The 26,153-nt window shown below is 64.8% G+C and carries 24 protein-coding genes, 1 tRNA gene and 1 rRNA gene; 24 read left to right on the plus strand and 2 right to left on the minus strand.

All coding sequences use genetic code 11. From position 1 onward, the window contains the following. Nucleotides 1-423: 423 nt before the first annotated feature. Nucleotides 424-496 (minus strand) — tRNA-Arg (locus ACRDTL_RS04770). Nucleotides 497-610: 114 nt separating this feature from the next. Between ACRDTL_RS04770 and argS the strand changes: the two genes are divergently transcribed. From argS to ACRDTL_RS04880, 22 genes are all read left to right on the plus strand, one after another. Further along, a complete protein-coding gene (gene argS, locus ACRDTL_RS04775) occupies nt 611-2,263 on the plus strand; it encodes an arginine--tRNA ligase (protein ID WP_431505573.1) in 1,653 nt (550 codons plus the stop codon). A gap of 35 nt (nt 2,264-2,298) precedes the next feature. After that, on the plus strand, nt 2,299-3,693 hold the full coding sequence (lysA, locus tag ACRDTL_RS04780) for a diaminopimelate decarboxylase (RefSeq protein WP_431505595.1): 1,395 nt from the start codon (nt 2,299-2,301) through the stop codon (nt 3,691-3,693). Further along, nucleotides 3,686-5,011 carry a homoserine dehydrogenase gene (locus ACRDTL_RS04785; RefSeq protein WP_431505574.1) on the plus strand — a complete coding sequence of 442 codons (1,326 nt, stop codon included), beginning with the start codon at nt 3,686-3,688 and terminating at the stop codon, nt 5,009-5,011. The genes lysA and ACRDTL_RS04785 overlap by 8 nt, the downstream gene beginning before the upstream one ends. After that, on the plus strand, nt 5,008-6,099 hold the full coding sequence (gene thrC, locus ACRDTL_RS04790; protein ID WP_431505575.1) for a threonine synthase: 1,092 nt from the start codon (nt 5,008-5,010) through the stop codon (nt 6,097-6,099). Before ACRDTL_RS04785 ends, thrC begins: the two co-directional genes overlap by 4 nt. A 70-nt stretch (nt 6,100-6,169) precedes the next feature. Further along, nucleotides 6,170-7,114, plus strand: coding sequence for a homoserine kinase (thrB, locus tag ACRDTL_RS04795; RefSeq protein ID WP_431505576.1), 945 nt, complete (start codon nt 6,170-6,172; stop codon nt 7,112-7,114). 272 nt (nt 7,115-7,386) lie between these two features. Continuing rightward, nucleotides 7,387-9,174 (plus strand): transcription termination factor Rho, encoded by a 1,788-nt coding sequence (gene rho / locus ACRDTL_RS04800; RefSeq protein WP_431505577.1) that lies wholly within the window; start codon nt 7,387-7,389, stop codon nt 9,172-9,174. A gap of 22 nt (nt 9,175-9,196) precedes the next feature. Beyond that, complete coding sequence (fadD1, locus tag ACRDTL_RS04805; protein WP_431505578.1) at nt 9,197-10,810, plus strand: fatty-acid--CoA ligase FadD1; 1,614 nt, start codon at nt 9,197-9,199, stop codon at nt 10,808-10,810. A 108-nt stretch (nt 10,811-10,918) separates the two neighbouring features. Next, nucleotides 10,919-11,161 carry a 50S ribosomal protein L31 gene (gene rpmE / locus ACRDTL_RS04810; protein ID WP_431505596.1) on the plus strand — a complete coding sequence of 81 codons (243 nt, stop codon included), beginning with the start codon at nt 10,919-10,921 and terminating at the stop codon, nt 11,159-11,161. Nucleotides 11,162-11,254: 93 nt separating this feature from the next. Further along, complete coding sequence (gene prfA, locus ACRDTL_RS04815) at nt 11,255-12,340, plus strand: peptide chain release factor 1 (RefSeq protein WP_431505579.1); 1,086 nt, start codon at nt 11,255-11,257, stop codon at nt 12,338-12,340. Further along, nucleotides 12,337-13,182, plus strand: a complete 846-nt coding sequence (gene prmC, locus ACRDTL_RS04820; RefSeq protein WP_431505580.1) for a peptide chain release factor N(5)-glutamine methyltransferase — start codon at nt 12,337-12,339, stop codon at nt 13,180-13,182. The genes prfA and prmC overlap by 4 nt, the downstream gene beginning before the upstream one ends. Beyond that, complete coding sequence (locus ACRDTL_RS04825; RefSeq protein WP_431505581.1) at nt 13,179-13,832, plus strand: L-threonylcarbamoyladenylate synthase; 654 nt, start codon at nt 13,179-13,181, stop codon at nt 13,830-13,832. The genes prmC and ACRDTL_RS04825 overlap by 4 nt, the downstream gene beginning before the upstream one ends. 6 nt (nt 13,833-13,838) lie before the next feature. Continuing rightward, on the plus strand, nt 13,839-15,017 hold the full coding sequence (locus ACRDTL_RS04830; protein ID WP_431505582.1) for a glycosyltransferase family 4 protein: 1,179 nt from the start codon (nt 13,839-13,841) through the stop codon (nt 15,015-15,017). A 227-nt stretch (nt 15,018-15,244) separates the two neighbouring features. Beyond that, on the plus strand, nt 15,245-15,712 hold the full coding sequence (locus ACRDTL_RS04835; protein ID WP_431505583.1) for an ATP synthase subunit I: 468 nt from the start codon (nt 15,245-15,247) through the stop codon (nt 15,710-15,712). After that, the gene (gene atpB / locus ACRDTL_RS04840) at nt 15,705-16,451 is read left to right on the plus strand and encodes a F0F1 ATP synthase subunit A (RefSeq protein ID WP_431505584.1); all 747 of its coding nucleotides are present in this window, start codon (nt 15,705-15,707) and stop codon (nt 16,449-16,451) included. Before ACRDTL_RS04835 ends, atpB begins: the two co-directional genes overlap by 8 nt. A gap of 70 nt (nt 16,452-16,521) precedes the next feature. Then, a complete protein-coding gene (locus tag ACRDTL_RS04845; protein ID WP_431505585.1) occupies nt 16,522-16,776 on the plus strand; it encodes a F0F1 ATP synthase subunit C in 255 nt (84 codons plus the stop codon). A gap of 9 nt (nt 16,777-16,785) precedes the next feature. Next, the gene (locus tag ACRDTL_RS04850) at nt 16,786-17,283 is read left to right on the plus strand and encodes a F0F1 ATP synthase subunit B (protein ID WP_431505586.1); all 498 of its coding nucleotides are present in this window, start codon (nt 16,786-16,788) and stop codon (nt 17,281-17,283) included. A gap of 5 nt (nt 17,284-17,288) precedes the next feature. After that, complete coding sequence (locus ACRDTL_RS04855; protein WP_431505587.1) at nt 17,289-18,629, plus strand: F0F1 ATP synthase subunit B/delta; 1,341 nt, start codon at nt 17,289-17,291, stop codon at nt 18,627-18,629. A 63-nt stretch (nt 18,630-18,692) separates the two neighbouring features. Continuing rightward, nucleotides 18,693-20,342, plus strand: a complete 1,650-nt coding sequence (atpA, locus tag ACRDTL_RS04860) for a F0F1 ATP synthase subunit alpha (RefSeq protein WP_431505588.1) — start codon at nt 18,693-18,695, stop codon at nt 20,340-20,342. 6 nt (nt 20,343-20,348) lie between these two features. Then, the gene (locus tag ACRDTL_RS04865; RefSeq protein WP_431505589.1) at nt 20,349-21,275 is read left to right on the plus strand and encodes a F0F1 ATP synthase subunit gamma; all 927 of its coding nucleotides are present in this window, start codon (nt 20,349-20,351) and stop codon (nt 21,273-21,275) included. A gap of 25 nt (nt 21,276-21,300) precedes the next feature. Continuing rightward, nucleotides 21,301-22,749 (plus strand): F0F1 ATP synthase subunit beta, encoded by a 1,449-nt coding sequence (gene atpD / locus ACRDTL_RS04870; RefSeq protein WP_431505590.1) that lies wholly within the window; start codon nt 21,301-21,303, stop codon nt 22,747-22,749. A gap of 48 nt (nt 22,750-22,797) precedes the next feature. Further along, nucleotides 22,798-23,163: a F0F1 ATP synthase subunit epsilon gene (locus ACRDTL_RS04875; RefSeq protein WP_431505591.1), complete on the plus strand. Its 366-nt coding sequence runs from the start codon at nt 22,798-22,800 to the stop codon at nt 23,161-23,163. A gap of 14 nt (nt 23,164-23,177) precedes the next feature. Next, nucleotides 23,178-23,621 carry a DUF2550 domain-containing protein gene (locus ACRDTL_RS04880; RefSeq protein ID WP_431505592.1) on the plus strand — a complete coding sequence of 148 codons (444 nt, stop codon included), beginning with the start codon at nt 23,178-23,180 and terminating at the stop codon, nt 23,619-23,621. Between the two features lie 8 nt (nt 23,622-23,629). Here the strand turns inward: ACRDTL_RS04880 and ACRDTL_RS04885 are convergent, their stop codons facing one another. Continuing rightward, complete coding sequence (locus ACRDTL_RS04885) at nt 23,630-24,220, minus strand: cob(I)yrinic acid a,c-diamide adenosyltransferase (protein ID WP_431505593.1); 591 nt, start codon at nt 24,218-24,220, stop codon at nt 23,630-23,632. Nucleotides 24,221-24,291: 71 nt separating this feature from the next. On the opposite strand from ACRDTL_RS04885, the gene murA reads away from it, so the two are divergent. Both murA and ACRDTL_RS04895 read left to right on the plus strand, forming a co-directional pair. Then, a complete protein-coding gene (gene murA, locus ACRDTL_RS04890) occupies nt 24,292-25,545 on the plus strand; it encodes a UDP-N-acetylglucosamine 1-carboxyvinyltransferase (protein ID WP_431505594.1) in 1,254 nt (417 codons plus the stop codon). Nucleotides 25,546-25,763: 218 nt separating this feature from the next. Further along, nucleotides 25,764-26,153 (plus strand): 16S ribosomal RNA (locus ACRDTL_RS04895); the annotation flags it as partial.

Raw genomic sequence — 26,153 nt, forward strand, 5'->3', positions numbered from 1 at the left:
CGGGGCCTAGTGCTCGCCCTGGCCGGTGCCGCCCCCGCCGGCGCCGTTGTCGCCGCCGCCGTTACCGCCGCCAGGTCCCTGACCACCGGGGCCCCAACCACCGGATCCTGGGTCGTCACCCCCTACGCCAGGCCCAGCCGGGCCGTATCCACCCGCGCCGGGTCCCGGGTCGTCGCAGTCAGGACCCCACCCGGGGCCGTAGGGTTGACCCGCGCACGGGTAATCCGGCGCGGGTGGCCGGGCAGGAGCCTGGGCGTCAACCGTGGCGCACAAGCCCGCCAGGCCCAAAGTGGCAGACATAATCGTTGTGGCAGCGAAGCGCATCGATTTGTTCATGCGCCGACGGGTACCCGATCGACCTCAGTGCAGAAACGTGGACGAGGGCGGGCGCAAGGGATACCGCCTGAGCAGCTGAAACATGAGTGCCCCCGACAGGATTCGAACCTGCGGCCTTCTGCTCCGGAGGCAGACGCTCTATCCCCTGAGCTACGGGGGCGCACGCGTGAGATGCTGCGCCAGCGGGCCCCGACAGACTAACGCATAACGGCGGGCAGCCGAGCACCGGAACGGATTCGGGTCGTCAGCAGCACAGCCCATAGGATAGTTCTTCGTGACCCCCGCTGACCTGGCCGAGCTGCTCAAGACCACCGCGACCGCGGTGTTGCGCGAGCGCGGCCTCGACACCGCCGCGCTGCCGCCGACGGTCACCGTCGAGCGGCCCCGCAACCCCGAGCACGGCGATTACGCCAGCAACCTGGCGCTGCAGGTCGCCAAGAAGGTCGGGGCCAACCCGCGTGAACTGGCCGGGTGGCTCGCCGAGGTGCTGGCCCGGGCCGACGGAATCGCCTCGGCCGAGGTGGCCGGGCCGGGCTTTATCAACCTGCGGCTGGCGGCGTCGGCGCAGGGCGTCATCGTCCACAACATCATCGACGCGGGCAGCACGTTCGGCCATTCCGACACCGAGGCCGGCCACAAGATCAACCTGGAGTTCGTTTCGGCCAACCCCACCGGTCCCATCCACATCGGCGGCACCCGCTGGGCAGCTGTCGGTGACGCGCTGGGCCGGTTGCTGACGACGCAGGGCGCCGACGTGGTGCGCGAGTACTACTTCAACGACCACGGCGCGCAGATCGACCGGTTCACCAACTCGCTGATCGCCGCCGCGAAAGGGGAGCCGACGCCCAAGGATGGCTACGCGGGCAGCTACATCGCCGACATCGCCGCGCAGGTTTTGCAGAAGGCGCCCGACGCGTTGACCCTGCCCGAGGCCGAGCAGCACGAAACGTTCCGGGAAATCGGCGTCGACTTGATGTTCGCGCATATCAAGCAGTCGTTGCACGACTTCGGCACCGACTTCGACGTCTACACCCACGAAGAGTCGATGCACACCAGCGGCCGTGTCGACCAAGCGATCGCGCAGCTTCGCGAAAAGGGCAACGTCTATGAGAAGGACGGCGCAACGTGGCTGCGTTCCAGTGCTTTTGGTGACGACAAGGACCGGGTCGTGATCAAAAGCGACGGCCGCCCGGCCTACATCGCCGGCGATCTCGCCTACTACCTGGACAAGCGGCAACGCGGCTTCGACTTGTGCATCTACATGCTCGGCGCCGACCACCACGGCTACATCTCGCGGCTCAAAGCCGCAGCGGCCGCGTTCGGCGACGACCCGGCGAACGTCGAGGTGCTCATCGGCCAAATGGTGAACCTGGTCCGCGACGGCCAGCCGGTGAAGATGAGCAAGCGGGCCGGCACGGTGATCACCCTCGACGACCTCGTCGATGCGATCGGCGTCGACGCCGCCCGCTACAGCCTGATCCGCTCCTCGGTGGACACCCCGATCGACATCGACCTGGCCCTGTGGTCATCGGCGTCCAACGAAAACCCGGTCTACTACGTTCAATACGCGCATGCCCGGCTTTCCGCGCTGGCCCGTAACGCCGCGGAACTCGGCCTGATCCCCGACACCAGCCACCTGGAGCTGCTCACCCACGACAAGGAGGGCACGCTGATCCGCGCTCTCGGCGAGTTCCCGCGGGTGCTGAAGAGCGCGGCAGCCTTGCGGGAACCCCACCGGGTGTGCCGCTACCTGGAGGACCTGGCCGGTGATTACCACCGGTTCTACGACTCGTGCCGGGTGTTGCCGCAAGGCGACGAACAAGCAGGCGAACTGCACACCGCGCGCCTGGCGCTGTGCCAGGCTACCCGCCAGGTCATCGCCAATGGATTGGCCATCCTGGGAGTCAACGCCCCGGAGCGAATGTGAACGCCCATCCAGCCGGGCCCCGGCACGCCGAAGAGATGCATCATTCGGGCATTCCGCCGCGACCATCGACGGCGCAAGAGATGTTGCGGCTAGCACCGAATGTCTGGCCCCGCAACGTACTTCGTGACGACAGCGGGATGATTAGTATCGCCGGCGTCGCGGCTACCGAGTTGGCGCGAGAATATGGCACACCGCTGTTCGTGATCGACGAAGACGACTTCCGCTCCCGCTGCCGGGAAATCGCGGCCGCTTTCGGCGGCGGGCACAACGTTTACTATGCCGCCAAAGCCTTCCTGTCCAGTGAGATCGCGCGCTGGGTCGACGAAGAGGGCCTCTCACTCGACGTGGCCACCGGCGGTGAGCTCGCCGTGGCGCTGCACGCACAGTTCCCACCGGAGCGGATCGCCCTGCACGGCAACAACAAATCGGTCGCAGAGTTGACCGCCGCGGTCAAAGCCGGTGTCGGGCATGTCGTGCTCGACTCGATGGCCGAGATCGAGCGCCTCGACGCCGTGGCCGCCGAGGCCGGCGTCGTCCAGGATGTGCTGGTCCGCGTCACCGTCGGGGTCGAGGCGCATACCCACGAGTTCATCTCCACCGCTCACGAAGACCAGAAATTCGGGCTGTCGCTGGCCAACGGTGCGGCGATGGCAGCGGTGCGGCGGGTGTTCGCCGCCGATCACCTCAGATTGGTGGGCCTGCACAGTCATATCGGGTCGCAGATCTTCGACGTCGGCGGGTTCGAACTGGCCGCGCACCGCGTCATCGGTTTACTACGTGACGTCGTTGCCGAGTTCGGTGTGGACAAGACCAGCCAGATCTCCACCGTCGATCTTGGTGGCGGACTGGGGATCTCGTACCTGCCGCCCGATGACCCGCCGCCGGTGAGCGAGCTGGCGGCCAAACTCGGCGCGATCGTGCGCAACGAATCCGAGGCGGTGGGCCTGCAGCCGCCCAGGCTGGTCGTCGAACCCGGGCGCGCCATCGCGGGCCCCGGGACAATTACCCTCTATGAGGTCGGCACCGTCAAGGACGTCGATGTGAGCGCGACGGCACACCGTCGCTACGTCAGCGTCGACGGTGGCATGAGTGACAACATCCGCACCGCGCTCTATGGCGCGGAGTACGACGTGCGGCTGGCGTCCCGGGCCAGTGCAGCGGCTCCGACGCTGGCACGGGTCGTCGGTAAGCACTGCGAGAGCGGCGATATCCTCGTACGAGATAGCTGGGTCCCGGCAGACCTGCAACCGGGTGACCTGGTCGCGGTGGCCGCAACGGGTGCTTACTGCTATTCGCTCTCGAGCCGCTACAACCTGATCGGCCGGCCGGCGGTGGTGGCCGTGCGCGACGGGCGCGCCCGGCTGATCCTGCGTCGGGAGACGTTCGACGATCTGCTGAGTCTGGAGGTGAGGAGTGGCGCACATGAATGATGACGGAAAGCCGGTCGGCGTAGCGGTCCTGGGATTGGGCAACGTCGGTAGCGAGGTTGTCCGCATCATCGACCACAGCGCCGAGGACCTCGCGGCCCGAATCGGTGCGCCACTGGTGCTGCGCGGCGTCGGCGTGCGTCGGGTTGCCGCCGATCGGGGTGTGCCGGTCGATCTACTCACCGACAACATCGAAGAACTGGTTTCTCGCGAGGACGTCGACATCGTCGTCGAACTGATGGGTCCGGTCGAGCCGGCCCGCAAGGCGATCCTCTCGGCACTCGAGCACGGCAAGTCCGTCGTCACCGCGAACAAGGCGTTGCTGTCGAAGTCGACCGGCGAACTCGCCCAGGCCGCTGAAAGCGCCCACGTCGACATGTATTTCGAGGCGGCAGTGGCCGGCGCCATCCCGGTGATCCGACCGCTGACCGAGTCGCTGGCCGGCGACACCGTGCAGTGGGTGGCCGGCATCGTCAACGGCACCACCAATTACATCCTCTCCGAGATGGGCAGCACCGGTGTCGATTACGCGAACGCGCTGGCCGACGCCATCGCACTCGGGTACGCCGAGGCCGACCCCACCGCCGACGTCGAAGGCTATGACGCCGCGGCGAAAACCGCGATTCTGGCGTCCATCGCGTTTCACACCCGGGTCACCGCCGACGACGTATACCGCGAGGGCATCACCAGGATCACCTCGGACGACTTCGCCTCCGCCCGGGCGCTCGGCTGCGCCATCAAGCCGCTGTCCATCTGCGAACGAATCACTACCGATAATGGGCAGCAACGGATTTCGGCGCGGGTCTACCCGGCACTGGTGCCGTTGTCGCACCCACTGGCCACGGTCAACGGTGCGTTCAACGCAGTCGTGGTCGAGGCCGAGGCTGCCGGCCGGCTGATGTTTTACGGACAGGGCGCCGGTGGGGCGCCAACCGCATCGGCGGTAACCGGTGATTTGGTAATGGCTGCCCGCAACCGGGTACTCGGCGGTCGCGGGCCACGCGAGTCGCAGTACGCTCGGCTGGCCATCGCCCCGATCGGACTGATCTCGACCCGCTATTACGTCAGCATGCACGTTGCCGACAAGCCGGGTGTTTTGTCCACGGTCGCATCCGAATTCGCCAGGCGGGAAGTCAGCATCGCCGAAGTCCGCCAGGAAGGCGTGGCCGACGAGGACGGCCGGCGGGTTGGCGCCCGCATCGTGGTCGTCACCCACCGGGCCACCGAGGCCGCGCTGTCCGAGACTGTCGGCGCGCTGGCCGACCTGGACGTGGTGCAGGCTGTAGCCAGTGTGCTGCGACTGGAGGGAACGAGCCCATGAGCTCCACGAGTGCCGCCGAGACGAGCACACATCGGCCCTGGCCGGGCGTGATAGCGGCCTACCGTGACCGGTTGCCGGTCGGCGACGACTGGACGCCGATCACGCTGCTGGAGGGCGGCACCCCGCTGATCCACGCGGCCACGCTCTCCGAGCAGACCGGCTGCACGGTGCATTTGAAGGTCGAGGGCCTTAACCCCACCGGTTCGTTCAAGGACCGTGGCATGACGATGGCGGTCACCGACGCCGTGGCCCGCGGGCAGCAGGCCGTGCTGTGCGCGTCGACCGGCAACACGTCGGCGTCGGCGGCGGCATACGCGGCCCGTGCGGGGATCACCTGTGCGGTCCTGATACCGCAGGGCAAGATCGCGATGGGCAAGCTCGCACAGGCGGTGATGCACGGCGCCAAGATCATCCAGATCGACGGAAACTTCGACGACTGCCTGGAACTCGCCCGCAAAATGGCCGCTGACTTTCCAACCATCTCGCTGGTCAACTCGGTCAACCCACTGCGCATCGAGGGGCAGAAAACGGCCGCGTTCGAAATCGTCGACGTGCTGGGTGCCGCACCGGACGTGCACGCGCTGCCGGTCGGCAACGCGGGGAACATCACCGCGTACTGGAAGGGCTACACCGAATATCACGCTGAGGGAGTCACCGACAAACTGCCGCGCATGCTGGGCACTCAGGCCGCCGGCGCCGCGCCGTTGGTGTTGGGCAAGCCGGTGAGCCAGCCCGAGACCATCGCCACCGCGATCCGCATCGGCTCGCCGGCGTCGTGGTCGTCGGCCGTCGAGGCGCAGCAGCAGTCCCACGGGCGCTTCTTGGCGGCCACCGACGAGGAGATCCTGGCGGCGTACCACCTGGTCGCGCGTGCGGAGGGGGTGTTCGTCGAACCCGCGTCGGCGGCCGGCATCGCCGGTCTACTCAAGTCGATCGAGGACGGCTGGGTGCCGGCTGGATCGACCGTGGTGTGTACGGTGACCGGCAATGGCCTCAAGGACCCGGATACGGCGTTAAAGGACTTGCCGAGGGTGTCCCCGGTGCCCGTCGACCCCGTCGCCGTGGTCGCGAAGTTGGGACTGGTCTAGTGGCGATCGCGAGCGCGGCGGAGCCGGGTGCAGCGGGTCGCCACTCATCGGGTCTAGTGGCGGCGCTCCAGTGACACAGACGCTGGCTCCCGGGCTGTTGGCGAGCGCCGTCGTCGCATCGTCCAGTGCCAATCTCGGGCCCGGCTTCGACAGCATCGCCCTGGCGTTGGGTCTCTACGACGAAATTGTCGTCGAAACCACGGATTCCGGCTTGGCCGTACAAGTCGAGGGCGAGGGCGCGGGCCAACTCCCGCTAAACGCCGATCATCTGGTCGTCCGGGCGGTGAAGACCGGGTTGCGCGCGGCCGGGGTCGGCGCCCCGGGTCTGGTGGTCCGTTGTCGCAACGCCATCCCACATTCCCGCGGTATGGGTTCGTCCGCCGCAGCGGTGGTCGGTGGCCTGGCGGCCGTCAATGGGCTTCTGGCTCAAGCTGATTTGACCCCACTGAGCGAGAGCGAACTCATCCAGCTGTCCTCGGAGTACGAAGGCCATCCCGACAACGCCGCCGCTGCCGTGCTGGGCGGAGCGGTGGTGTCGTGGATCGACAGCAGCTGTGATCCGCCCGGCTACGCCGCGGTGCCGTTGCGGCTTCACCCAGACATCCACCTGTTTCCGGCGATCCCCGAGGAGCAGTCCTCGACGGCCGAGACCCGGGCGATGCTTTCCGCACAGGTCAGCCACGTCGACGCGCGGTTCAACGTCAGCCGTGCCGCGTTGTTGGTGGTCGCGTTGACCGAGCGACCCGATCTACTGATGGCGGCCACCGAGGACGTGCTGCACCAGCCGCAGCGGGCTGCCGCGATGCCGGCGTCGGCGGAATACCTTCGACTGTTGCGGCGTTATCGCATCGCGGCGGTACTTTCTGGTGCCGGGCCCGCGGTTGTCGCGCTGAGCACAGAGCCGGAACTGCCTTCTGAGGCCATCCAGTATGGTGCCGCAAACGGGTTTGCCATCGGCGAGATGAGGGCCGGCGACGGAGTTCGCTGGAGTTCCGGCGTGGCCGTTCCCAGTTGACGCCGGCCGGCACGGGGGTGGCCGTTTCTTGCTTCCGGCAACGAAGCGCGTTATCCTCGGAGCCGTCCAGCAATCGCAGCTTCTGCATCATGCATACACACTGCGTGCCACCAGGACGACCACCAATTCTTCTCGTTGACGATGGTTCGCCGTTTAAATCGTTAAACCCGGCGATCGCCGTTGCAGAGACGATGGTTGGCAGCACTCAGCGATTTGGCTGAATGCGACGAACCCCTCGCGTGACCTGATCAGCGAGGGAAGAAAGGAAATCCGTGACTGATACGGACCTCGTCACGGCTGACGACAGCACCGAAGACAACAAGCTGTCAGATTCCGTGAGCACAGACACTCCCACCGCGTCGGACACATCCGCGTCGGCGGTGGAAACCAACACCGGGTCGGACGGTTCGCTGTCCACCATGGTGCTTCCCGAACTTCGCGCGCTGGCCAATCGGGCCGGTGTCAAGGGCACTTCGGGGATGCGTAAGAACGAACTGATTGCGGCGATCCGGCAAAGCCGAGGGCAGGCCAACGGTGCCCAGGCCAGCGGCCCGTCGTCTCAAGACGACGAGAATCCCGGCAACGCCGAGGCAGCCCGACGGGAACGGCGCGTCGCCTCGCGCGGGGCGGGAACACCTGCCGCCGACTCTGAGCAGAGCAAACAGGGCGAGAAGGCCGGGCAGTCCGACACCGATAAGCGCGGACGTGACCAACGGGACACCAAGTCCGACGAGTCGGATAGGGACAGCGATCAGCAGGGCCAAAAAGACGGGACCGGGCAACAGAACCGTGGCGGCGACGACGACGGCGAAGGACGGCAGGGCCGTCGGGGCCGTCGGTTCCGGGAACGCAGGCGCCGCGGCGAGCGGTCGGGCGACGGCGGTGAAACCGAACTGCGCGAGGACGACGTCGTCCAGCCGGTAGCCGGAATTCTCGACGTGCTCGACAACTACGCGTTCGTGCGTACGTCCGGATATCTGGCCGGTCCCCACGACGTCTACGTGTCGATGAACATGGTGCGCAAGAACGGCTTGCGCCGCGGCGACGCGGTTACCGGTGCTGTGCGGGTGCCCCGAGAAGGGGAAGGCGGTGGGCAAAATCCGCGGCAGAAGTTCAACCCGTTGGTGCGGCTCGACAGTGTGAACGGTGCCCCGGTCGAAGATGCCAAAAAGCGTCCGGAATTCGGCAAACTCACCCCGCTGTACCCGAATCAGCGACTTCGTCTGGAAACCAGCTCAGACCGGCTGACCACCCGGGTGATCGATTTGATCATGCCGATCGGTAAGGGCCAGCGCGCGTTGATCGTGTCGCCGCCGAAGGCCGGTAAGACGACGATTCTGCAAGACACTGCAAACGCAATCGCCGAGAACAACCCGGAATGCCACCTCATGGTCGTGCTCGTCGACGAGCGCCCTGAGGAGGTCACCGACATGCAGCGCTCGGTCAAGGGTGAAGTCATCGCGTCCACCTTCGACCGGCCGCCGTCGGATCACACGTCGGTTGCCGAGTTGGCGATCGAGCGCGCCAAGCGGCTCGTCGAACAGGGCAAGGACGTTGTGGTGCTGCTCGACTCCATCACCCGGCTGGGACGCGCCTACAACAATTCGTCGCCGGCTTCGGGGCGAATCCTGTCCGGCGGTGTCGACTCGACGGCGCTGTACCCACCGAAGCGGTTCCTCGGTGCGGCACGCAACATCGAGGGAGGCGGGTCGCTGACCATCATCGCCACCGCCATGGTCGAGACTGGATCTACCGGTGACACAGTCATTTTCGAGGAGTTCAAGGGCACCGGCAACGCAGAACTCAAGCTGGACCGCAAGATCGCCGAACGACGGGTGTTCCCCGCGGTCGACGTGAACCCGTCCGGCACCCGCAAAGACGAACTGCTGCTGCCGCCCGACGAGTTCGCGGTCGTGCACAAGCTGCGTCGGGTGCTGTCCGGGTTGGATTCACACCAGGCCATCGACCTGCTGATGAACCAGCTGCGCAAGACCAAGAGCAACTACGAGTTCCTGATGCAGGTGTCCAAGACGACACCTGGGGGCATGGACAACGACTAACCGCGGCATAGGGTGATGAGCCGTGGCGGACACCCTGCAGCAACTGCTTCGCGAGCGGCTGGGCGACCGCAGCCCCGCGGTCAAATGCGGTGACCGGGAGTGGTGCTGGGACGAGCATCTCGCGGATGCCTCCGCAGTCGCCGCCGCCCTGATCGGCATCGCCGACCGCGAACGACCGCTGCACGTCGGTGCGCTGCTGGGCAACACCCCCGAGATGCTCACCGCGATGGCGGCCGCGGCGCTGGGCGGCTTTGTGTTGTGCGGCATCAACGACACCCGCCGCGGCACCGCACTGGCTCACGACATCCTGCGGGCCGACTGCCAGATCCTGCTCACCGACCCCGCGCACCGTGACCTGCTCGACGGCCTGGACTTGCCCGGCGTACGAGTGGTCGGCATCTCGAGTAGTGAGTGGACGGGGCTGCTGGCGGCGGCCGGGGCCCTGACGCCGCACCGCGAGGTGGCACCGACCGACACCTTCATGATGATCTTCACCTCCGGCACCAGCGGCGAGCCCAAGGCCGTGCAGGTCACGCACCTGACCGTGTTGTTCGCCGGCACGACGCTGATCGAGCGGTTCGACGTCACAGCCTCCGATATCTGCTACCTGTCGATGCCGCTGTTCCACTCGAACGCGCTGCTCGCGGGCTGGAGCGTTGCGGTGGGCGCCGGTGCGGCGATGGTGCCGGCGACGTTTTCGGCGTCGGGTTTGCTGCCCGATCTGCGCCGCTACGGCGCCACCTTCATGAACTACGTCGGCAAGCCGCTGGCCTACGTGCTGGCCACCGCCGAGCGCCCCGATGACCACGACAACCCGCTGCGGGTAGCGTTCGGCAACGAGGCCAGCGACCGCGATATCGCGGAGTTCAGCCGGCGCTTCGATTGCACGGTGTGGGATGGTTTCGGCTCCACCGAGGGCGCGATCATCATCACTCGCGAAGAGGGCTGCCCGCCCGGCTCGCTGGGTCGCGGCTTTCCGGGGGTGGCCATCCACGACCCCGACACGCTGGCCGAATGCCCGGTCGCCGCGTTCGACGACGACGGCGCGCTGACAAATGCCGAGGAAGCGATCGGCGAATTGGTCAATACGTCGGGCGCCGGGCTGTTCGCCGGCTATTACAACGACCCCGACGCCACCGGCGCGCGCCTTCGGCGCGGGATCTACTGGTCGGGTGACCTCGCCTACCGCGACCAGGACGGCTGGATCTACTTCGCCGGCCGCAGCGGTGACTGGTTGAGAGTCGACGGGGAAAACATGACGACTGCCCCGATCGAGCGGATCCTGCAGCGGGTACCGGCCATCAGGCAGGTCGCGGTGTATGCGGTGCCCGACGAGCAGGTCGGCGACCAGGTGATGGCCGCCCTCGTGCTGGCCGACGACGCCGAGTTGACGCCGGAGGAGTTCGGCGCGTTCCTGGGCGGCCAACCCGACCTGTCACCCAAGGCCTGGCCGCGCTATGTCTGGATCACCGACCGCCTGCCGACCACGGCGACCAACAAGATCCTCAAGCGGGAACTGACGGCCCGCGGCGCCACCCCGGAAGGCGGCCTGCTGTGGATGCGGGTAGGACGCGGCACCGCCTATGCCGTCAGCCCCGGCCGGGAATGCGCACGGGTATCCCCGCGTTTGGGCTGAGAGTGGCTGACCTGGCATAATCAACCGCCGACACCTCAGGTTCGCACTTCACGTCCGACCATCAGCGCGATGTGGGCGGCCCGGCGGCCGACGATTGAAGAGGACATCATGAAATCTGGCATTCATCCGGCATACGGTGAGACCACCGTCGTCTGCGGCTGCGGCAACACTTTCCAAACCCGCAGCACCAAGCAAGGCGGCCGCATCGTTGTCGAGGTCTGCTCGCAGTGCCACCCGTTCTACACCGGCAAGCAGAAGATCTTGGACAGCGGCGGTCGGGTGGCCCGCTTCGAGAAGCGCTACGGCAAGCGCAAGGCCGGCTCTGAAAAAGAGGCTTCGGCCGACAAGTAGCCGAACAGACGCCCGGCCCGTCGCGGAACCCGCGCAGGCCGGGCGTCGTTTTGTGTTCGGTGCAGTCGGCCTCGTTTTCGGAAAGGGTCAGCGATGACGCAAAGCGGGCAGGCCATCGACGCGATACTGGCCGAACACGCCGACCTCGAGCGACAACTGGCCGAACCCGATTTGCACAGCAATCCTGCTAATGCCCGCAAGGTCGGTCGTCGGTTCGCCCAGTTGGCGCCGATCGTCGCTACCCACCGCAAGCTGGAGTCGGTGCGCGGTGACCTGGAGACGGCACGCGAACTGGCGGCCTCGGATGAGTCGTTCGCGGCTGACGTCACCGAACTCGAAGGGCGGGCGATTGAGCTTGACACCCAGCTCACCGACATGTTGGCACCGCGTGATCCGCATGATGCCGACGACATCGTGCTCGAGGTCAAGTCCGGGGAAGGCGGAGAGGAATCGGCGCTGTTCGCCGCCGATTTGGCCCGGATGTACATCCGTTACGCCGAGCGACACGGCTGGACGGTGACGGTGCTCGACGAGACCTATTCGGATCTGGGCGGTTACAAGGACGCCACGCTGGCGATTGCCCGTAAGGGTGCTGGCAAGGGGGCTTCCGCCGACGGGGTATGGTGCCGAATGAAGTTCGAGGGCGGCGTGCATCGGGTGCAACGAGTCCCGGTGACCGAAGCCCAAGGGCGTGTGCACACATCGGCCGCCGGCGTGCTGGTGTATCCGGAGCCCGAGGAGGTCGCCGAGGTGCAGATCGACGAGTCGGATCTGCGCATCGATGTCTACCGCTCCTCCGGTAAGGGCGGCCAGGGCGTCAACACCACCGACTCGGCGGTGCGAATCACTCACCTGCCCACCGGGATTGTGGTCACTTGCCAAAACGAGCGGTCCCAGCTGCAGAACAAGGCCCGTGCAATGCAGGTCCTGGCCGCCCGGCTGCAGGCGATGGCCGAGGAGCAGGCCCTGGCCGAGGCGTCGGCTGATCGGGCCAGCCAGATCCGCACGGTGGACCGCAGCGAACGCATCCGCACTTACAACTTCCCGGAGAACCGGGTCACCGACCACCGCATCGGGTACAAGGCACACAATCTCGACCAGGTGCTCGATGGCGATCTGGACGCGTTGTTCGACGCGCTGAGTGCGGCCGACCGACAGTCCCGGCTGCAACAGGCATGATGCGCCTGAGCCGGGCGATCGATTCCGCCACAGCGTTATTGGCCGGGGCGGGTATCGACTCCGCGCGATACGACGCCGAGGAGTTGGCCGCACATCTCGCCGGTATCGAGCGTGGACGTCTGCCGCTATTCGACCAACCCGATGACGATTTCTTCACGCGTTACCACGCCGCGGTCATCGAGCGGTCGCGTCGGGTACCGCTGCAACACCTGACCGGCACCGTGTCTTTCGGGCCGGTAACATTATTCGTCGGCCCGGGCGTGTTCATCCCGCGGCCGGAAACAGAGGCGATGCTGGAATGGGCTCTCGCACAACTACTTCCGGCGCAGCCTCTCATCGTCGACCTGTGTACCGGATCTGGCGGGCTGGCCCTCGCACTGTCGCGGCACTGGCCGACAGCCCGGGTTGTGGGCGTCGACGACTCCGAAGCGGCCCTTGTCTACGCGCGACAGAACTCGTCCGGCAGCGGGGTGGAGTTGTTGCATGCTGACGTCACCATGCCGGGCGTGCTCGGCGAGCTTGACGGTCAAGCCGACCTCGTGGTGGCCAACCCGCCCTACGTTCCCGATGACGTTGAGCTGGAACCCGAAGTTTCCCAATACGATCCGCCGCACGCGGTGTTCGGTGGCCCGGACGGCATGACAGTGATCACCGCGGTCGTGGGACTTGCCGGGCGCTGGCTGCGCCCAGGCGGATTGTTCGCCGTCGAGCACGACGACTCGACATCACAGCTGACTGCCCAATTAATCGGCGGTACAGGGCGTTTCGATGGCATCGTGGCCCGATCCGACCTTACCGGCCGGCCCAGGTTCGTGACCGCCCGCAGAAGGGGCAACCAGTGAGCGACCTGTTCGACTGTGCGGACCCCGACCAACGCGCCCGCGGTATCGCGGCGGCGATCGGGGCGGTCAAAAACGGCCGACTGGTGGTTATGCCGACGGACACCGTCTACGGCGTCGGCGCCGACGCCTTCGATGGTGCAGCGGTGGCCGCGCTGCTGTCGGCGAAGGGTCGCGGGCGCGATATGCCGGTGCCGGTGCTGGTGGGCTCCTGGCACACCATCGACGGCCTGGCCCTCACCGTCCCGCAGATGGCCCGGGATCTGATCCGGGCATTCTGGCCGGGCGCGCTGAGCTTGGTGGTGCGACAGGCTCCGTCGCTGCAGTGGGACCTCGGCGACGCCCGCGGCACGGTGATGCTGCGGATGCCGCTGCATCCGGTGGCGATCGAATTGCTGCGCGAGGTGGGGCCGATGGCGGTGTCCAGCGCCAATATCTCCGGCAGCCCGCCGGCCGTCGACGTCGAGGACGCTCGTCGCCAACTCGGAGATCGTGTCGAGGTCTATCTCGACGCGGGACCCGCTGCGCAGCAGTCGGCTTCGACGATTCTGGACCTGACCGGTGCCATACCACGCATCCTGCGTCCGGGGCCGGTCAGCGCCGAGCGCATCGGTACGGTACTCGGCATGGACCCCGCGGCTTTGACCGGTTGATCTGACGTGGACAGCCTGGCGGGCGGTCTGCTCGCCTTCTCCGATCGCGGTGCCGGTGTCCCGCTGCGCGAATTAGCGCTGGTGGGACTGACCGCCGCGATCGTCACCTATTTCGCGACCGGACCGGTGCGCGTGCTGGCTAGCCGGTTCGGCGCGGTGGCCTATCCGCGTGAGCGTGACGTCCACGTGACGCCGACGCCGCGGATGGGCGGCCTGGCGATGTACCTCGGGGTCATCGCCGCTGTCTTTCTCGCATCGCAATTGCCGGCGCTCACCCGCGGCTTCGTCTACTCCTCGGGCATGCCGGCGGTGTTGGTCGCGAGCGCGGTGATTGTGGCCATCGGTCTGATCGACGATCGATGGGGGCTGGATGCGCTGACCAAATTCGCGGGCCAGATCACCGCGGCCAGTGTGCTGGTCACCATGGGAGTCGCCTGGAGCGTGCTCTACATCCCGCTCGGCGGCGTCGGCACCATCGTGTTGGACCAGGTCTCCTCGATTCTGCTCACGTTGGCGCTGACCGTGTCGATCATCAACGCGATGAACTTCGTCGACGGCCTCGACGGGCTGGCCGCCGGACTGGGCCTCATCACCGCATCGGCGATCTGCATGTTCTCCGTCGGCTTGCTGCACGCCCACGGCGGCGACGTGCTGTTCTACCCGCCCGCGGTGATTTCGGTGGTGCTCGCAGGAGCCTGCCTGGGATTTCTGCCGCACAACTTCCACCGGGCCAAAATCTTCATGGGGGATTCCGGCTCGATGCTGATCGGCCTGATGCTGGCCGCCGCGTCGACAACCGCCGCGGGACCGATCTCGCAGAATGCATACGGCGCCCGCGATGTGTTTGCTCTACTCTCGCCGTTCCTTTTGGTCGTGGCCGTCATGTTCGTGCCGATGCTCGACCTATTGCTGGCGATCGTGCGCCGCACCCGCGCGGGTCGCAGTGCGTTCAGCCCCGACAAGATGCACCTGCACCACCGGCTGCTGCAGATCGGCCATTCGCATCGCCGCGTGGTGCTGCTGATCTATCTGTGGGTGGGCATCGTCGCGTTCGGCATGGCGAGCACGATTTTCTTCGATCCGCGCGACACCGGAGCGGTGATGCTGGGTGCGATTGTGATCGCGACCATCGTCACGCTGATCCCGCTGCTACGCCGCCGGGACGATCTCTACGACGAGGAGTAGTAGTGTCGTCTGTCGTGTGATACGGTGCAGCTAGAACCCGAACAAACCTCGCGGGTTGCCGGCTACCCGGCCGTCGGATTCACCTCCGATCGCGCCGACGTACGACCGACATGGGGAGCTACTGCGTGGGTGATTCCAGTGCGATGATCGCCCTTCGATACGCTCTACGGGCCACGCAACGATCAACCTAGGCAACTACTCCCCCGAGCGAGGACTGAGGTGCAGCAGTGACAACGCCAGCGCAGGATGCGCCGTTGGTGTTTCCCTCCGTTGCGTTCCGGCCGATTCGGCTGCTCATCATCTCGCTTGCGTTGACCGCTGTGGCGGTGCTTGCCGCGGGCTCGGTTGGCCACCCGGGGGTCGGTGTGTTCTTCGGAATCGGGCTTCTGATGGGTTTGCTCAATGCCCTCGGTGTGCGACGTTCGGTCGCGGTGATCACCGCAGATGCGCACCCGCTGAAGGCGAAGATGGCGCTGAACTCGGCGGGCCGGTTACTGGTCATCTCGGTGATCGCCCTGATCATCGCGTTCGTGTTCCGGCCCGAGGGGCTGGGCGTAGTGTTCGGACTTGCGCTTTTCCAGGTGCTGCTGGTGCTGAGCACCGCTCTGCCCGTGTGGAAGAAGCTGCGAACGGGAGCCGCCCAGGCTGCTCCAACCGGCAGCGGTACTGAGGGGAGGGGAGACAGCGATGACTGAGGTGCTTTTGGCCGAGGCCGGCATCGAGGTCGGCGAGCACAGCACCGCCACATGGTTCGGGCTAACCGTCAACACTGACACGATTCTGTCGAGCGCCATCGCGGCGGTAATCGTGATCGCGCTGGCCTTCTTCCTGCGGGCCAAGGTCACTTCGTCCGGTGTGCCGGGTGGTGTGCAGTTGTTCTTCGAAGCGATCACCATCGGGATGCGCACTCAGATCGAAAACGCGATCGGCATGCGGATCGCGCCGTTCGTGTTACCACTGGCGGTCACGATTTTCGTGTACATCCTGGTCTCCAACTGGCTTTCGGTGCTCCCGCTGCAGTACACCGACAAAGGACAGACCACTGAGCTGCTCAAGTCGGCGGCCGCGGACATCAACTACGTGCTGGCGCTGGCGTTGTTCGTCTTCGTCTGCTACCACGTGGCCGGCATCTGGCGCCGTGGTGTCGTCGGTCATCCATTCCGGGTGCTCAAGGGCCACGTCGCGTTCATGGCCCCGTTCAACTTGGTCGAAGAGGTGGCCAAACCGATCTCGTTGTCGCTGCGACTCTTCGGCAATATCTTCGCCGGCGGCATCCTGGTGGCGCTGATCGCGCTGTTCCCGTGGTATGTCATGTGGGCTCCCAACGCCATCTGGAAGGCATTCGACTTGTTCGTCGGGTTGATCCAGGCGTTCATCTTCGCGCTGCTGACCATCTTGTACTTCTCTCAGGCGATGGAGCTGGAAGAACACTGAAACATTGTCCGGCGCAGGGACCACAACAGAAACCTGGTAGACCGCTACCAGATACCAAGGAGGATATGAAATGCCATCAGTAGATCCACAAATCGCGATGGGCGCTCTCATCGGCGGTGGGCTGATCTTGGGCGGCGGCGCGGTCGGAGCCGCCATCGGTGACGGTATCGCCGGTAACGCACTGATTTCCGGCGTCGCCCGCCAGCCCGAGGCTCAGGGCCGGTTGTTCACGCCGTTCTTCATCACTGTCGGTCTGGTGGAGGCGATGTACTTCATCAACCTGGCGTTCATGGCGCTGTTCGTCTTCGCCAACCCCTTCAAGTAATCGGCTGACATGGGTGGCATGCAGCTAGCCGAGGAAAGCAACAACTTCCTCATTCCCAACGGCACCTTCTTCGTTGAGCTGGTCATTTTCTTGGTCGTGCTCGGCGTGATCGGCACTTTCGTGGTGCCGCCGATCATGAAGGTGCTGCACGAGCGCGAGAACATGGTCACCAAGACACTTGCCGACCAAAAGAAGTCGGCCGAGCAGTTCGCCGCCGCCCAGGCCGACTACGAGAAAGCGATGTCGGAAGCCCGGCTCAAGGCGTCCGCCGCCCGCGACGATGCCCGGGCAGAGGGCCGCAAGGTCATCGACGATATGCGTGCTCGAGCCGAGGAGCAGGTGGGCTCGACACTGCAACATGCCGGCGAGCAACTCAAGCAAGAGGGTGACGCGGTGGCAGCGGATCTGCGCTCACACGTGGAAACCATGTCCGCGACACTTGCCGGCCGGATTCTCGGCGTCGACATCGCCAGCAAAACCGCGACTACAAGCGGGTCGAGGCGGTAGCCAAAATGTCGACGTTCATCGGACAGCTGGCCGGGTTCGCGGTCATCGTGTGGATGGTGTGGCGCTTCGTGGTTCCACCGGTGCGCAGGCTGATGGTCGATCGACAAAACACGGTGCGCCAGGAACTGGAGGAGGCGGCAACCGCTGCCGACCGGCTCACCGAGGCGAGCCGGTCGCACGAGAAGGCGCTCGAGGAGGCCAAGGCCGAGGCGCAACGGGTAACCGAGGAGGCCCGTGCCGACGCCGAGCGTATCGCCGAACAACTACGAGCCCAGGCCGACCTCGAGGTCGAACGCATCAAAGTGCAGGGTGAAAAGCATGTCGAATTGCTGCGCGGGCAGCTAATTCGGCAACTCAGGCAGGATCTCGGCTACGAATCCGTACGGCGGGCCGGGGAATTGGTGCGTGATCATGTCGCCGACTCGGCCCGGCGGTCGGCCACCATTGATCGCTTTCTCGACGACCTCGACGCGATGGCACCGGCCGAGGCCGACGTCGAGTATCCCATGCTGACGAAGATGCGCTCGGCCAGCCGAGACGCCTTGGCCGGTCTGGTGGCTCGGTTCGACGAAATCGCTAAGGACCTCGACGACAAGGGGCTCTCCACCCTCGCCGACGACCTGGCATCGGTTGCCGATTTATTCAACCGCGAGATCGTCATCACCCGATATCTGACGGTGCCGTCCGAGGATGCCGCGGCCAGAGTCCGGCTGATCGAGCGACTGATCTCGGGCAAGGTCTCCGAACCCGCGCTCGATGTACTCCGTGGTGCCGTGTCGGCACGCTGGTCCGTAAATTCGGATCTGGTCGACGTCGTCGAACATATTGCACGGCAGGCCTTGTTGATGCGTGCCGAACGGGCCGGCCAAGTTGACGAAGTGGAAGACCAACTGTTTCGGTTCGGCCGCATTCTTGACGCGCAACCGCGGCTGTCCATCCTTCTGGGCGACTACGCGGTCCCTGCCGAAGGCCGAGTCCAGCTGCTGCGCAACGTACTCCAGAGTGCGGGCAACGGGGTCAACCCGATAGCGGCCGCGCTGCTGACCCAGACGGTCGAGTTGTTGCGAGGTGAACCGGCCGAAGACGCGGTGCATGGGCTGGCCGAAGTCGCGGTGGCTCGCCGGGGCGAAGTCGTCGCAGACGTCAGTGCCTCCGCCGAACTCAGTGACGCCCAGCGCACCCGCCTCACCGAGGTGCTGAGCCGCATCTACGGCCATCCGGTGACGGTGCAGATGCAGGTCGACCCCAAGCTACTGGGCAGCCTGTCGATCTCGGTCGGCGACGAGGTGATCGACGGTACGCTCTCGTCTCGTCTCGCCACAGCCAAAACTCAGCTACCAGACTGAAACACTCACCAGACTTAACTACAAACCAGATACCACAATCAACAAGCAGGAAGACGAAAAGCCATGGCAGAGTTGACAATCTCCGCTGACGACATCCAGGGGGCAATCGAGGAGTACGTTAGCTCCTTCACCTCCGACACCGCGCGCGAGGAGGTCGGCACGGTCATCGACGCCGGGGACGGTATCGCGCACGTCGAGGGCCTGCCGTCGGTGATGACCCAAGAACTACTGGAGTTTCCGGGTGGAATTCTGGGCGTGGCCCTCAACCTGGACGAACACAGCGTCGGCACGGTGATCCTCGGTGACTTCGAAAACATCGCAGAAGGCCAGCAGGTCAAGCGCACCGGCGAAGTGCTCTCGGTTCCGGTCGGCGACGCGTTCCTCGGCCGGGTGGTCAACCCGCTTGGCCAGCCGATCGATGGTCGCGGGGACATCGAACCCGAGGCCCGCAGAGCGTTGGAGATCCAGGCGCCCTCGGTGGTGCAGCGCCAGGGCGTCAAAGAGCCGCTGCAGACCGGTATCAAAGCCATCGACTCGATGACACCGATCGGACGCGGTCAGCGCCAGCTGATTATCGGCGACCGCAAGACCGGTAAGACCGCGGTGTGCGTCGACACGATCCTCAACCAGCGCCAAAACTGGGAGTCCGATGATCCCCAAAAGCAGGTGCGGTGCGTCTACGTAGCCATCGGTCAGAAGGGCACCACGATCGCCGCAGTCCATCACACCCTCGAAGAGGGCGGCGCGATGGACTACACCACGATCGTCGCCGCGCCGGCATCGGATTCCGCGGGTTTCAAATGGCTTGCGCCCTATACAGGTTCGGCAATCGCCCAGCACTGGATGTACGACGGCAAGCACGTGCTGATCGTCTTCGACGATCTTTCCAAACAGGCCGAGGCCTACCGCGCGATCTCGCTGCTGCTGCGTCGTCCGCCGGGCCGCGAAGCCTACCCAGGTGACGTGTTCTACCTGCACTCCCGGCTACTGGAGCGTTGCGCCAAGCTGTCCGACGACCTCGGCGGCGGCTCGCTGACCGGTCTGCCGATCATCGAGACCAAGGCCAACGACATCTCGGCGTACATCCCGACCAATGTCATTTCGATCACCGACGGGCAGTGTTTCCTGGAGTCCGACCTGTTCAACCAGGGTGTGCGCCCTGCTATCAACGTTGGTGTGTCGGTGTCCCGAGTTGGTGGTAATGCCCAGATCAAGGCCATGAAGGAAGTGGCCGGATCACTGCGGCTGGATCTGTCACAGTACCGCGAGTTGGAGTCGTTCGCGGCCTTCGCCTCCGATCTGGACGCCACGTCGAAAGCACAGTTGGAGCGGGGCGCGCGGTTGGTCGAAATGCTCAAACAACCGCAATTTCGCCCGATGCCCGTTGAAGAGCAGGTGGTTTCGATCTTCCTGGGCACGGCAGGTCATCTGGATTCGGTTCCAGTCGAAGACATCAATCGCTTCGAAACCGAATTCCTCGATCACGTCCGAGCTTCCGAGGAGGACATCCTCTCCGAGATCAGGGAATCGCAGAAGCTCACCGAGGAGACCACCGACAAGCTGACCGAGGTGGTCAATAACTTCAAGAAGGGTTTCGCGGCAACCGGCGGCGGATCGGTGGTGCCCGACGAGCACGTGGAAGCTCTTGACGAAGAAAAGCTGGGTAAAGAAGCGGTGCAAGTCCACAAGCCCGCCCCCAAGAAGAAGAAGTGATCGAAGATGGCTGCGACACTTCGAGAATTGCGGGACCGGATCCGTTCCGCGGGGTCGATCAAGAAGATCACCAAAGCTCAAGAGCTGATCGCGACGTCGCGCATCGGAAGGGCGCAGGCCAGACTTGCGTCGACCCGCCCGTATGTCACCGGGATCACCCGGATGCTCACCACCCTGGCCAGCGAAGCAGCTCTGGACCATCCGCTGCTGGTCGAGCGCCCGGACCGGACGCGGGCTGGTGTCTTGGTGGTGTCATCCGACCGTGGACTCTGTGGTGCCTACAACTCCAGCATCTTTCGTCGAACCGAGGAATTATTTTCTTTACTGAGGGACGAAGGCAAGACGCCAGTAATATATACGGTCGGCCGTAAGGCGTTGAATTACTATACATTCCGGAATTGGGACATTGCCCAGTCGTGGACCGGGTTCTCCGAGCAACCTCGCTATGAGAATGCGGCGGAGATCGCTTCCACACTGGTCGATGCGTTCATGGCCGCTACCGGTACCGGTGACGGCCGTGAAGATCAGGAATCAGACATCGTCAGTGTGGATGAGCTACACATCGTTTACACCGAGTTCAAGTCGATGATGTCGCAATCGGCTGAGGCACACCGTATCGCGCCGATGATGGTCGAGTACGTCGGAGAAGATACCGGCCTGCATACGCTGTACTCGTTTGAGCCGGACGCCACAACGGTGTTCGAGTCGCTGCTGCCGCGGTATCTGACCACTCGCGTGTATGCGGCACTCTTGGAATCCGCGGCGTCGGAGTTAGCGTCACGCCAGCGCGCGATGAAGTCGGCCACCGACAATGCCGACGACCTCATCAAGGAGCTCACGCTTGCGGCCAACCGCGAGCGGCAGGGTCAGATCACTCAGGAAATCAGCGAAATCGTCGGTGGCGCAAACGCGCTCGCCGAGGCTTTCAACTAAGGCCCCACCAGGAAGCGAAGAAGATATGGCTGCTACTACCAAGTCGGCTAAGAAAGAAAAGACCGACAGCAACGGCCGGGTGGTACGGGTTACCGGGCCCGTCGTCGACGTCGAATTCCCGCGGGGTTCCGTGCCGCAGCTGTTCAACGCGCTACACGCGGAAATTACTTTTGAGGATCTCGCGAAAACGTTGACGTTGGAGGTCGCCCATCACCTCGGCGACAGCCTGGTTCGGTGTATCTCGCTGCAGCCCACCGACGGGCTGGTGCGCGGGGTCGAGGTGATCGACACCCGCGACTCGATTTCGGTGCCGGTCGGTGACGGGGTCAAGGGCCACGTTTTCAACGCGCTGGGCGACTGCTTGGACGAGAAGGACTACGGCAAAGATTTCGACCGTTGGCCTATTCATCGTAAGCCGCCGGCTTTCGACGAGCTGGAGCCGCGCACCGAAATGCTGGAAACAGGGCTGAAGGTCGTCGACCTGCTCACGCCGTACGTGCGCGGCGGCAAGATCGCACTGTTCGGCGGTGCAGGCGTGGGCAAGACGGTGCTGATCCAGGAGATGATCAACCGCATCGCTCGCAACTTCGGCGGAACCTCGGTGTTCGCCGGCGTCGGCGAGCGCACCCGCGAAGGTAACGACCTGTGGGTCGAGCTCGGCGAAGCCGATGTGCTCAAAGACACCGCGCTGGTTTTCGGCCAGATGGACGAGCCGCCCGGCACCCGTATGCGGGTTGCGTTGTCCGCGTTGACGATGGCGGAGTACTTCCGCGACGAGCAGGGGCAGGACGTGCTGCTGTTCATTGACAATATCTTCCGGTTCACCCAGGCCGGATCGGAGGTGTCGACGCTGCTCGGCCGGATGCCGTCGGCAGTGGGATATCAGCCGACGCTGGCCGACGAGATGGGTGAGTTGCAGGAACGCATCACCTCGACGCGGGGCCGGTCCATCACGTCGATGCAGGCGGTGTACGTCCCGGCCGATGACTACACGGACCCGGCACCGGCGACGACCTTTGCGCACCTGGATGCCACTACCGAGTTGAGCCGTGCGGTGTTTTCCAAGGGCATCTTCCCCGCCGTGGACCCATTGGCGTCCAGCTCCACTATCCTCGACCCTGGTGTTGTCGGCGATGAGCACTACCGCGTCGCGCAGGAAGTCATCCGAATCCTGCAGCGCTACAAGGACCTTCAGGACATCATTGCGATCCTCGGTATCGACGAGCTATCCGAGGAGGACAAGCAGCAGGTGAACCGAGCTCGGCGTATCGAGCGGTTCCTCTCGCAGAACATGATGGCAGCCGAACAGTTCACCGGTCAGCCCGGTTCGACGGTGCCGCTAAAGGAGACCATCGAGGCATTCGACAAATTGGCCAAGGGCGACTTCGACCACGTGCCCGAGCAGGCCTTCTTCCTGATCGGAGGTCTTGACGACTTGGCCAAGAAGGCTGAGAGCTACGGCGCCAAGCTGTGATGGGGTCCGGTCAACAGCGAAGGTTCAGCGGCGAAAGGTGCGCGTGACATGGCCGAGTTGGATGTCGAGATCGTCGCCGTCGACCGGAAGATCTGGTCGGGGCAGGCGACGTTCCTGTTCACTCGCACCACCGTCGGCGAAATCGGTATCTTGCCACGGCATATCCCGTTGGTGGCTCAGCTGGTTGACGACGCAATGGTGCGCGTAGAACGCGAGGGCGAGAAGGACCTGCGCATCGCAGTGGACGGTGGCTTCCTATCGGTGACCGAGGAGGGGGTCAGCATTTTGGCTGAATCCGCGGAATTCGAATCGGAGATCGACGAGGCAGCCGCCAAAAAGGATTCGGAGTCCGACGATCCTCGCATCGCCGCCAGGGGCCGCGCCAGATTGCGCGCGGTCGGCGCGATCGACTAGCGGGTGCGCGACCGATGAGCGCGCCCATGATCGGTATGGTCGCGCTGATCGCCGCATTGGGGCTCGCCGTCCTCGCCTTGAGTTACCGGCTGTGGAAGCTACGTCAGGGCGGTACGGCAGCGATCATGCGCGACATTCCCGCGGTCGGCGGTCATGGTTGGCGTCACGGTGTGGTCCGCTATCGGGGTGGGGAAGCCGCGTTCTACCGGCTCTCCAGTGTGCGGCTATGGCCGGATCGCCGACTCAGCAGGCGTCATACCGAAATTCTTTCGCGCCGCGCACCGCGCGGCGACGAGTTCGACATCATGACCGAGGAGATCGCCATCGTGGAACTGCGCGATGCATCTCAGGACCGCACAGAGGGCTATGAAATCGCCTTGGACCGGGGAGCATTGACCGCATTCCTATCGTGGCTGGAATCGCGTCCGTCACCGCGTGCGCGCCGTCGCACGACGTGAGATTCGGCTTAGTTTGCGGGCTGCTCCGACTGTCCGCCGCCGGGCTGCCAGAGCACGTCGCCGTTGGGGTTGGCCAGCCGGGACAAGATGAATAGCAGGTCCGACAATCGATTCAGGTACTTCGCGGGTAGCGTGCTGACGTCGGAGGGGTGCTGCTCGACGGCTGCCCACGCCGAACGCTCGGCGCGCCGCACCACGGTTCGGGCGACATGCAGCAGCGCTGAAAGCCGTGAACCACCCGGCAGCACAAACGAATTCAGTGGCGACAGGGTTTCGTTGAAATCGTCACACCACACCTCCAGCCGATCGATGTAGGGCTGGGTGACGCGCAGCGGAGGGTGCTTCGGATTTTCCACGATCGGGGTCGAAAGGTCCGCACCGGCGTCGAACAGGTCGTTTTGGATCTGCCGCAGCACGTCGGTGATCCGCTGCTCCGGCTCTCCCAGCACGATCACCACCCCGATCGCCGCGTTGGCCTCATCGCAGTCCGCATAGGCCGCCAGACGTGGATCGTTCTTCGAGACCCGGGAGAAATCACTCAACCCGGTAGTTCCGTCGTCGCCGGTGCGGGTATAGATGCGGGTCAGGTGGACTGCCATAAGTCAAAACGGTACCGCGCGCTGAAGTCCTGGCTGACTGACAGGGCGAGTCCGTGGCTAAACTTACCCGGGTGGCAGAGCGTTTCGTGGTGACCGGTGGACGCCGGTTGTCGGGCGAAGTCGCTGTCGGGGGTGCCAAGAACAGCGTGCTCAAGTTGATGGCCGCGGCGCTGCTGGCCGAGGGCACCAGCACGATCACCAACTGTCCCGATATCCTCGATGTTCCGTTGATGGCAGAGGTGCTGCGCGGCCTGGGCGCCACCATCGAACTGGCCGGGGCAACCGTGCGCATCACTTCCCCGGACGAACCGAAGTATGACGCCGACTTCGCCGCGGTCCGCCAGTTCCGGGCCTCGGTCTGCGTGTTGGGGCCGCTGGTCGGCAGGTGCAAGCGGGCCAAGGTCGCGCTGCCCGGCGGTGACGCCATCGGATCACGGCCCCTCGATATGCACCAGGCCGGACTGCGGCAGCTGGGTGCCACCTGCAATATCGAGCATGGCTGCGTCGTTGCGCAAGCGGACACCTTGCGTGGTGCGGAGATTCAACTCGAGTTCCCGTCCGTTGGTGCCACCGAGAACATCTTGATGGCCGCGGTCCTGGCCGACGGCGTGACGACGATCCACAATGCGGCACGCGAACCCGACGTGGTCGACCTCTGCACGATGCTCAACCAGATGGGCGCCCAAGTCGAAGGCGCCGGTTCGCCGACAATGACGATCACCGGCGTGCCGCGGCTATACCCAACCGAGCATCGCGTGATCGGGGATCGGATCGTTGCCGCCACCTGGGGCATCGCGGCAGCAATGACCCGCGGTGACGTCACGGTGACCGGGATTGATCCCGCGCATCTTCAGGTCGTGCTGCACAAACTCCACGACACGGGCGCTACCGTCACCCAGACCGACGCCAGCTTCCGGGTGACGCACTATGAGCGTCCAAAGGCCGTCAACGTCGCCACGTTGCCGTTTCCCGGATTCCCGACCGACCTGCAACCCATGGCGATCGCCTTGGCCTCGATCGCCGATGGCACGTCGATGATCACCGAGAACGTATTCGAGGCGCGGTTCCGGTTCGTCGAAGAGATGATCCGCCTCGGCGCCGACGCCCGCACCGACGGACACCATGCCGTCGTGCGGGGTCTCCCGCAATTGTCCAGTGCGCCGGTCTGGTGTTCGGATATCCGGGCCGGCGCCGGCTTGGTATTGGCAGGACTGGTCGCCGACGGCGACACCGAGGTCCACGACGTTTTCCATATCGACCGTGGTTATCCGTTGTTCGTGGAAAACCTGGTCGGTCTCGGCGCAGAGATCGAGCGGGTAGAATAGCGACCACTCAACGACTCATGCCGATCCCGCAGCGGAGTGGCTATCGGAGTTGACCGCGCCTCTACTGCCGAGTACAGTGGCAGGGTTGCCTGTTCGCAGGTGTTGTTTGAGAACTCAATAGTGTGTTTGGTGGTTTTGTTTATTGTTGTTTTTGCCACATTCTGATGCCCCGTGTCAGGGTGTGGATTGTTTTGTTTGGTCAGGTTTTCTCTGATTTTTGTTTGGAGAGTTTGATCCTGGCTCAGGACGAACGCTGGCGGCGTGCTTAACACATGCAAGTCGAACGGAAAGGCCCCTTCGGGGGTACTCGAGTGGCGAACGGGTGAGTAACACGTGGGTGATCTGCCCTGCACTTCGGGATAAGCCTGGGAAACTGGGTCTAATACCGGATAGGACCACGGCATGCATGTGCTGTGGTGGAAAGCTTTTGCGGTGTGGGATGGGCCCGCGGCCTATCAGCTTGTTGGTGGGGTGATGGCCCACCAAGGCGACGACGGGTAGCCGGCCTGAGAGGGTGTCCGGCCACACTGGGACTGAGATACGGCCCAGACTCCTACGGGAGGCAGCAGTGGGGAATATTGCACAATGGGCGCAAGCCTGATGCAGCG

It is taken from the genome of Mycobacterium sp. (assembly GCF_050700595.1).
GTDB lineage: Bacteria > Actinomycetota > Actinomycetes > Mycobacteriales > Mycobacteriaceae > Mycobacterium.